We start from the raw sequence: 4,416 nt of genomic DNA on the forward strand, positions 1-4,416 counted from the left end.
ATGCGGTCACGGCATACCCCTCCAACGCCCGGACGGGCCGCTCACACCCTGGCGGCCAGGACACGGGCGAACAGGTCCGGGCGTTGGAGGGGTATGCCGTGACCGCATCCCGGCACGGAGGCCAGCCGGCAGCCCGGGAGGGCGTCACGGATGCCGCGCGCGGAATCGCGCATCAGTCCGCGCTCCCGTTCCCCGACCATCACCAGCGCCGGGCCCCCGAAACCGGACCAGCCGGGGGGAAGGGTGAAGCGGATGTTCTCGCCGACGCTGGCGAGAAGGGTCGCACGGCTCATGCGGGCGCTGTCGCGGAGGTAGTCGTCCAGGAGTTCGTCCGGGACGAACAGCTCCCTCGCCTGGAGCCTGGCGAACCACCGCTGTCGCGCGAGCGGCGCGGTCGCGGCGAGCAGGCCCAGGGTCGCGCCCGGGAACCGGAGGGGTCTGGCCTGGGCGCTCACGACGACGGCTCCGGTGACGAGGTCGGGCCGGGTCGCGGCCAGGAGCGTCGTGAGCTGCGCCCCCAGGGAGAACCCCGCGACCAGCGCGCCGCGCGGCGCGCGTTCCTCCAGGACCTCCGCCACGGCCCGGGCGGTCTCCTCGTGTGAGCGGTACGCCTCGTCCGCGCTGCGTCCGTGGCCGGGAAGGTCGGGAACGATCGCGCGGGCCGCGCCCCCGAGCCGCTCCAACACCGGACGCCACATCCATCCCGCGACGCCGCCGCCGTGCAGCAGCAGGACAGGAGAAGCGTGTGCGTCGCCGGTCTCACGGACGTACACGCCCGCCTCCTCCCAATCGTCGGTGACACCCGGGCCCGGACGGGGCGGGGCCTCTCCGGAGGCCCCGCCCCACCGTTAGATCAGGCCCTGGGCCAGCATCGCGCCCGCCACCCGCTCGAACCCGGCCACGTTGGCGCCCAGCACGTAGTCGCCCGGCGCCCCGTAGCGCTCGGCCGCCTCCTCGCAGCGGTCGTGGATGCCCGCCATCGTCTCGGCCAGCTCGGCCTCGGCGTGCTCGAAGGACCACGACGTGCGCCGCGCGTTCTGGCGCATCTCCAGCACGCTGGTGGCCACACCGCCGGCGTTGGCCGCCTTGCCCGGCGCGAACAGCACACCGGCCTCGCGCAGCACCTTGACCGCCTCGGGTGTGGTGGGCATGTTCGCGCCCTCCGCCACCGCCACCACGCCGTTGCGCACCAGTGTGCGCGCCGCGTCGGCGTCCAGCTCGTTCTGGGTGGCCGAGGGCAGCGCCACGTCGCACGGCACGTCCCAGATGCTGCCGCCCTCGACGTAGTGGGCGCCCCCGCCGCGACGCTCGGCGTAGACGCTGATCCGGGCGCGTTCGACCTCCTTGACCTGCTTGAGCAGGTCCAGGTCCAGGCCCTTGTCGTCCACCACATAGCCGCCGGAGTCGGAGACGGCCACCACGTTCGCGCCCAGCTGCTGGGCCTTCTCCACCGAGTAGATCGCCACGTTGCCCGACCCGGAGACCACCACGCGCTGGCCGTCCAGAGCGCGGCCCGACCGCTCCAGCATCCGCTGGGTGAAGAGCACGCTGCCGTACCCGGTGGCCTCGGTGCGCACCCGTGAGCCGCCCCACTCCAGGCCCTTGCCGGTGATCACCCCGGCCTCCCAGCGGTTGGCCAGGCGCCGGTACTGGCCGAACAGGTAGCCGATCTCGCGGCCGCCCACGCCGATGTCCCCGGCCGGGACGTCGGTGTGCTCACCCAGGTGGCGGTGCAGCTCGGTCATGAACGACTGGCAGAACCGCTCGATCTCCGCCTCGGAGCGGCCCTTGGGGTCGAAGTCGCTGCCGCCCTTGCCGCCGCCGATGTTCATGCCGGTCAGGGCGTTCTTGAAGATCTGCTCGAAGCCCAGGAACTTGATCACGCCGAGGTTGACGCTGGGGTGGAAGCGCAGCCCGCCCTTGTAGGGGCCCAGCGCGCTGTTGAACTCCACCCGGAAGCCCCGGTTGACGTGCACCCGGCCCTGGTCGTCGCGCCAGGGCACCCGGAAGACCACCTGGCGCTCGGGCTCGCACAGGCGCTCCAGGATGCGCTGTTCGGCGTACTCGGGGTGCCGGGTCAGGGCCGGGGAGAGGTCGTCCAGGACCTCCAGCACCGCCTGCTGGAACTCCGGCTCGTCGGGGTTGCGGCGCACGACGTGCTCGTAGGCGGATCGGACTCCGGGGTGGTGGTCACGGCCTGCCTCGTCGGCGAAGGGCATGGGTGAACGTTCCTTTCAGCACAGGTGGAACGGGCACCCCACACGCCGTTGTGTCGGGAACCTCGAACAAGCGCACGCTGGCGCAACACATGGTGGTGATCCGAGGCCCTGAGGTCCTCACGCCTGCGGATCGTGGCTGTGTGAGGAGTGTATTACCTCGATGTAAACATAAATCCTCCGTGGCCACGGTCGGCCGCCCCCTCCGGGGAACCGGTGTCGCCACAGGTCAGCGCGTACTCGCACGGAGTCGTCACCGGGAGGGGACCCCCGGCCGCCGCGCGGCGCGTGTTTCCGTCGCGTTGCGCGTACGTGACGCCGCCCGGGGACGGGTCCCACCTCGCGGGCCCCGGCGCCGAGCCGCAGGAGACGCTTCCGGGCCTGGCCGCAGGACCGGACCGGTGTCCGGATGTGACAGCCGGTCGTCATTGCGGTCATGGTCGGCGGCGGTGAGGATGGACCCATGTCCCTTCCGCACCGTGTCGTCATCGGGGTCTTCCCCGACGTCGACCTCCTTGACGTCACCGGCCCGGCCGAGGTCTTCGCGCTGGCCAACCAGGAGGCCCCGGGCCGTGCCGACTACCGGGTCCTCCTCGCCGGGCCGACCCGCGGCGAGGTGCGGACGTCGGCGGGCGTGCGGCTGCTCACCGACGTGTCCTTCGACGACGTCGGCGGACAGGTGGACACGCTGCTGGTACCCGGCGCGGTCGACATGGGCGACGACGGCCCCGTGGCCCGGATCGACTCCGACGTCGTGGCGTGGGTGCGGGAGACCGCCCCCTGCGCCCGGCGGGTGGCGTCGGTGTGCGTGGGCGCGCACGTACTGGCGGCGGCCGGACTGCTGGACGGCAGGACCGCGACCACGCACTGGTCGACCGCCGCGCAGCTCGCCGCCGACCATCCGGCCGTCACGGTCGACCCGGACCCGATCTTCGTCCGCGCCGACCGCGGACGGCTGTGGACGGGCGCCGGGATCAGCGCCTGCCTGGACCTCGCACTCGCCCTGGTGGCCGAGGATCTGGGTGAGGACGTCGCGCTGGCGGTGGCCCGGCAGCTGGTGATGTACCTCAAGCGGCAGAGCGGGCAGAGCCAGTTCTCCGTGCCGCTCAGCCGGCCCGCCTCCGCCCGCCGCGACATCGACGAGCTGCTGCTGTGGATTTCCGACCACCTCGACGAGGACCTGTCCGCGGAGGTGCTGGCGGCCCGGATGCACCTGAGCGAACGGCACTTCGCCCGCGTCTTCGCCCAGGAGACCGGCACCGGTCCCGCCGCCTACGTCGAGGGCGTCCGGGTCGAGGCCGCCCGGCGCCTGCTGGAGACCACCGACGACCCGCTCGACCGGGTCGCGGCCAGGGCCGGGTTCGGCTCGACGGAGACCCTGCACCGGGCGTTCAGGCGACAGCTCGCCACCACCCCCGCCGCCTACCGCCGCCGCTTCCGCACCCAGGCCGCCTGACCCCCGCGCCCACCAGTACTCCCCTCCTGCACCGGCAGGACGGAGAGCTTCGCCATGCCCCGCTTCTCCCGAAAGGCATCCCATGAGCACGAACCAGCCATCCACGACCCTGCGCCGCGTCATCGGTCTGGACGACCAGCCGCCCGGTCTGGGCGACGCCGTCCTGGTCATGATCGACATCCAGAACACCTACCGCACCGGCGTCATGGCGCTGGAAGGCGCCGAGGAAGCCCTCGCGGCCAGCGCCCGGCTGCTGGAGCGCGCCCGCGCCGCAGGCACTCCCGTCGTCCACGTCGTCAACGACGGGGGCGAGGGCACCCCCTACGACATCCACGCCCGCATCGGCGCCATCAGCGACGAGGTCGCCCCGGCCGACGGCGAGCCGGTCGTGGTCAAGCGGTTCCCCGACTCCTTCCACCTCACCGAACTGGAGAGGACCCTGACCGCCCTGGGCGCCGCCCCGGGCAGCGGCAAGGACCTCGTGCTGGCCGGTTTCATGACGCACATGTGCGTCAACTACACGGCCCAGGGCGCCTTCAACCTCGGCTACCGCCCCAGCGTCGTCGCCGAGACCACCGCCACCCGCGCCCTCACCGCTCCGGACGGCACCGTCCTGCCCGCCGCCACCCTCCAGGCCGCCGCCCTGACCACCATCGCCGATCTGTTCGGCACGGTCGTCCCCACCGTCGACGCCCTCACCGACTGACCAGGGCTCCGGCCCCGCACCGCGGGGCCGCCCCCCCC

Annotated in this window: 4 protein-coding genes; 2 read left to right on the forward strand and 2 right to left on the reverse strand. The window is 72.9% G+C overall.

The genetic code is table 11. The annotated features are described in order from the left end of the window. Positions 1-41 precede the first annotated feature (41 nt). Together DQW06_RS11305 and gdhA are read right to left on the reverse strand one after the other, a co-directional pair. A complete protein-coding gene (locus tag DQW06_RS11305; protein ID WP_013153078.1) occupies positions 42-773 on the reverse strand; it encodes an alpha/beta fold hydrolase in 732 nt (243 codons plus the stop codon). 75 nt (positions 774-848) lie between these two features. Then, positions 849-2,219: an NADP-specific glutamate dehydrogenase gene (gdhA, locus tag DQW06_RS11310; protein ID WP_019607294.1), complete on the reverse strand. Its 1,371-nt coding sequence runs from the start codon at positions 2,217-2,219 to the stop codon at positions 849-851. Between the two features lie 460 nt (positions 2,220-2,679). On the opposite strand from gdhA, the gene DQW06_RS11315 reads away from it, so the two are divergent. Continuing rightward, positions 2,680-3,672 carry a GlxA family transcriptional regulator gene (locus tag DQW06_RS11315; protein ID WP_013153076.1) on the forward strand — a complete coding sequence of 331 codons (993 nt, stop codon included), beginning with the start codon at positions 2,680-2,682 and terminating at the stop codon, positions 3,670-3,672. An 82-nt stretch (positions 3,673-3,754) separates the two neighbouring features. After that, on the forward strand, positions 3,755-4,378 hold the full coding sequence (locus tag DQW06_RS11320; protein WP_071622071.1) for a cysteine hydrolase family protein: 624 nt from the start codon (positions 3,755-3,757) through the stop codon (positions 4,376-4,378). Positions 4,379-4,416 lie beyond the last annotated feature (38 nt).

The organism is Nocardiopsis sp. TNDT3 (genome assembly GCF_003427465.1).
Lineage (GTDB): Bacteria > Actinomycetota > Actinomycetes > Streptosporangiales > Streptosporangiaceae > Nocardiopsis > Nocardiopsis dassonvillei.